General features: G+C 42.3%; 5 protein-coding genes. 1 reads left to right on the forward strand and 4 read right to left on the reverse strand.

What is annotated here, in order from left to right:
• A partial coding sequence (locus tag J0A65_RS21775; protein ID WP_206596425.1) for a hypothetical protein occupies nt 1-315 on the forward strand: 315 nt, incomplete at its 5' end.
• 716 nt (nt 316-1,031) lie between these two features.
• Here the strand turns inward: J0A65_RS21775 and J0A65_RS21780 are convergent.
• The 4 genes from J0A65_RS21780 to J0A65_RS21795 form a co-directional block, all read right to left on the reverse strand.
• Nucleotides 1,032-2,057 carry a restriction endonuclease gene (locus J0A65_RS21780; RefSeq protein WP_206596426.1) on the reverse strand — a complete coding sequence of 342 codons (1,026 nt, stop codon included), beginning with the start codon at nt 2,055-2,057 and terminating at the stop codon, nt 1,032-1,034.
• A 252-nt stretch (nt 2,058-2,309) separates the two neighbouring features.
• On the reverse strand, nt 2,310-2,966 hold the full coding sequence (locus J0A65_RS21785; RefSeq protein WP_206596427.1) for a hypothetical protein: 657 nt from the start codon (nt 2,964-2,966) through the stop codon (nt 2,310-2,312).
• Between the two features lie 127 nt (nt 2,967-3,093).
• On the reverse strand, nt 3,094-3,351 hold the full coding sequence (locus J0A65_RS21790; protein ID WP_206596428.1) for a hypothetical protein: 258 nt from the start codon (nt 3,349-3,351) through the stop codon (nt 3,094-3,096).
• Nucleotides 3,352-3,428: 77 nt separating this feature from the next.
• On the reverse strand, nt 3,429-3,788 hold a 360-nt coding region (locus J0A65_RS21795; RefSeq protein ID WP_206596429.1), incomplete at its 5' end, for a hypothetical protein.

Raw genomic sequence — 3,788 nt, forward strand, 5'->3', positions numbered from 1 at the left:
CAGGCAAGGCGAGACGCAATGTCTCGACAGCAACAGCCAGAACCACAGACTGGCCTAACGACTCCAGTGCCCAAGCAAACCGTATTCAACGATCAGAACTACACCCCAAAGGGCGCGATAAACCTTGTCGACGCGAGAGAGTGGGCCACCGCCGAGCCATACGAGCAAACCCGAAAGCGCCAGGAAGAACAGAAGATCATGGTGATCGGTGAGCAGAACAGACCAGAGGACTGGATCTGTTCATTTTCAGGGAAGGATGGAAGCCTAAGAAAACGTGACTGTAAGTCCCGGTATCAGTTGAATAATAGGAACTGACTCGGAGCTAGGGAAAGAGCCATCAAATGTCGAGCGGATTTATTGTGCTCACCAGTCATAAGTAAAATACCCCCTTTTTTTCTGCTTTCTAATTGTCTATAAAAATAACGGTTGGTTACGGGGGTTATCTCAATAAGTTGAATGAGCAGCTTAAGTGTCTTTTTGAGTTTGCGCCGGCACCTCCTTAAGAAATTTTTCTATTCTATTAACTGCTACCGCAAGAAATAAAAAATTAATAAAGAAAAGCGGGATTAGGAAGTGCGCGAATTTAAGATCAAGAATATACGTAATAAGGATTGATGGATAAAAGGAAAAGGTGGTGATGAATGACGAAGTAATCCATGGAATGGTTTGGTCCTTGTGTAAGCTTTCTGTTGAATACATGCCAGTAATAATAAGGTTAAATGCAAAAATCGGTAGGGTTATCGCTACGGAGAAAATAATTAACTTTACGGTGGCGTACTCAGAAACCACTTCAGGCTTGAATTGATATAGAGTCAGGAATCCAGGAGCTAGTACAGCCAAAAAAAAAACCGAATGCGAATGCGACCTCTTTGCTTTTCAAGTGTTTTATTTGTGATACTAACTCTGTGCTTGACATGATCTTCTGTTCGCCATAGCTGGAATTTTTGAATGATATGAGAGAAAAAGGGGGTGGATATATTTATCGATTTCGGCCGTCGAAAAATAAATCTGTCTACTTCTCTGATACGGCCTTAACGTGGTAGTGATAGCAAGAAGTTGTCAGTAATTTCGAACAAAAGATCAGTTGGGTCATTTCCGTTCTCTTTCATTAAAAGCATTTTGCGAACTAGCTCGTCATCTAGCGGTAGAATAAGTTTGCCGTGCTCTCGCATAGCCCCTTGCATCATTTTAACTGCGTTCTTATCTGCTCCTGATCGAGTAAAAATTATCGCCACTTTTCTGAGCGCGCGCTCAAGCAAGTACTTTTCAGTTGTAAGAACTTGGCCTTGCTTAATTTTTTCGGAGTAATTTTTGAATTCAAATACCACATATCTACTATTTAGGTTTTCGACTAGAAACTTCCAGAACTCAGTTGCTGTTCCCGCTCGGCAGACGAAGTCATAGCGACTTATTCCACCATCAACACTCATCTGCTTATGCCAACCGCTGAGGTCGTTGGGAAATAGGTAATGAAGGGCCTCTGTGCAGAATGTCTCATATTTAGCCCAGTGCGATTTTCCTTTTTTAATTGTCGCTAGTTTTTCGCAAAGAGCTGTCCCTTCGTTATCAACTGATAGGGCTGAATTTCTTTCTAGTCTCTTTACACTATCAAAAGATATTGAGGTGAAATGGTTGTCATTTGAATAGTTGGGGTCGAGCTCAAGTAGCGCGTCGAGCTCATCTATGAGGCTAGGCTTTACTGTTGCCCAGCTTCTCAAATCGACTCTATCAACAAATAAAATGCTGTACTTGCTTTCAAGTGCAACTCGAATCTCAGGTGTCAATAGGCTAGATACGATCAACATTGCTTTGCTAGCGCGTTGAGAAAGTCCATTGCTAATCACTCGCGCAGCGGCAGACTCAATTAATGATGGGCGGACTCTGGCAGTTCTGTAGTATTTAACCTCTATGGCCCAAGATTCGTGCGCTAGAGTGCCAGTAAAATCGAAGCCGTTGTCTCCTCGTAATGGGTTAACTTGAATATCAAATAATTGCGCCTCTAGTATTTTCTTAACTAGATCTTCGAATTTCTTCCATGGTGGCATTAAGTCTTGCATGTGTTGGAGCTCCTTTCGGCGCAGAAAAGAGAAAAGGGGACAGAGAAAAGGAGGCAGATTTATTTACTGCGCTCGCCCAAAAAATAAATCTGTCACCTTTTTTATTCTTATGTAAGATTTCGAGAACATTCGTTTCTTACATTGTGTTCTTCGTCTTCAGTATTCAGTATTCACACATAAGTGCTCTAGGGTCGAAAGGGAAACGGGTTTATTTGTTGCGCTCACCTACCAATAAATAAATTTGCCCTTTCGCTAATTTTTTGTGCTGCTATCTTCTTCAAGGCCTAGTTCGATTACGCTAGATTTATAGCTCTGGGCGGCCCAATCGATACTGTCCATGATGAGAAGATAATCCTTTCCTCCCTTGGAGAATTGCCAGGTCTCACCTGCTTTAATGTTCTTGGCGTCAATTTTCTCGCCATTAGGTAGGGTGAGGTTAATGTCAGCTGTATCTCCGTAGTTTATTTTAGGAACACCTAATACAAGATTTGTCTTTGAGTCGAGAAAAGTTGTAGAGGCCTCGCCTTTTTGAAAGTTTTTATATAGTAACCCAAAGTCTTTGGATGGCGTTTTTCCGGGAGAGGTTAAAAGCTTATCTTCCGCAACTTTAAGCTTCGCTTTCAGCGTCTGAAGTTGATTTTCGTAATAAGGAATTGTCTGAGGTGTTTGAGTAAGCCAGTCATTAAGCTTTTTGTTTTCCTCGGACAGATATTCAACCCTTGTAACAAGCACGGCATTGCGCGCCTCAGTCTCTTTAGCCTCAGCCTCGCTTTTCTTAATCATTGCCTCATAGAACTTAATTTTATTGTCTTCTAAGACAAAAAACGAAAAAGCCCAGACTGCTGCAGCAACAACTATCGTGTGAGTAATGATTGATCTAACAGGGTTGTTTTCAAACCAGTTGCTCAAGACCTTCTCCATATTTCTATCGAAAAATTACAATCTTTACTCGCAGGGAAAAGATTAATAGTTTAATGAAAAGGGGACAGATTTATTTATCGCGCTCGTCTGTCATAAAATAAATCTGTCCCCTTTTCTACTTATTATGGGCCTTTGCTGCATCAAGAAGCTGTTTAAATTTATAAATGGCCAAATTTATATCGTCTTGTGTGTCACCGTCCCATTTTTCTACGGACACTAGCCCTGCCCTTAAATTTTCAATGCGAAATTCTATTTCAGCGATTTCGGCAGGCCCACAAAGCTCAGCAATTTCTAGCCACTTGTTATCTGGAATTCGCTCCTGAACTGACAGTCCATTCTTAGCCTCCAAGATTAATTTCTGCAGATTACTCATGTGCTACCTAACGTTTGGTTAAGGGGCCGGCTTTTGCCGGTCCCGAGTGAGCGAAGCGAACGGTCTTGAACCGTTTGTTATGCGGCACGGACTGACAGGAGAGCATCGATCTTTTTGAGCAGGAGTGGGCGGCTTTTCTTAAGCAGAACATATTTTGGAAGCCTCGCAAGATAGTAAAGAAATAGGGCATTTTCTCTTGCATAAGCTGCATCGCTCCTTTGCTTGCCTGTTACGTGCTGCTTTAACACTTGGAGATACTCAGCATTCCAGGCCCACACGTTGCCCGCCGCTAGCTTTATTGAATAAAAAGCATCAGTCGGCCAGCTAATTTTTTCGGTTATTTTTTTGCAGTTTGAGCAAACGCCGCGACCTTTGATGCTGGCACTTGTTGGTAGTTTGCTGACCAAGTAGACTCCTGAATCAACTTGCCTAAACCC

The sequence above is a fragment of the Bowmanella yangjiangensis genome (assembly GCF_017255015.1).
In the GTDB taxonomy this organism is placed as follows: Bacteria; Pseudomonadota; Gammaproteobacteria; order Enterobacterales; family Alteromonadaceae; genus Bowmanella; species Bowmanella yangjiangensis.

Bases quoted from the DNA above. Each gene is read 5' to 3' on its own strand.
- J0A65_RS21790 (WP_206596428.1), bottom strand. From the start codon at position 3,351: ATGAGTAATCTGCAGAAATTAATCTTGGAGGCTAAGAATGGACTGTCA.
- J0A65_RS21780 (WP_206596426.1), bottom strand. From the start codon at position 2,057: ATGCAAGACTTAATGCCACCATGGAAGAAATTCGAAGATCTAGTTAAG.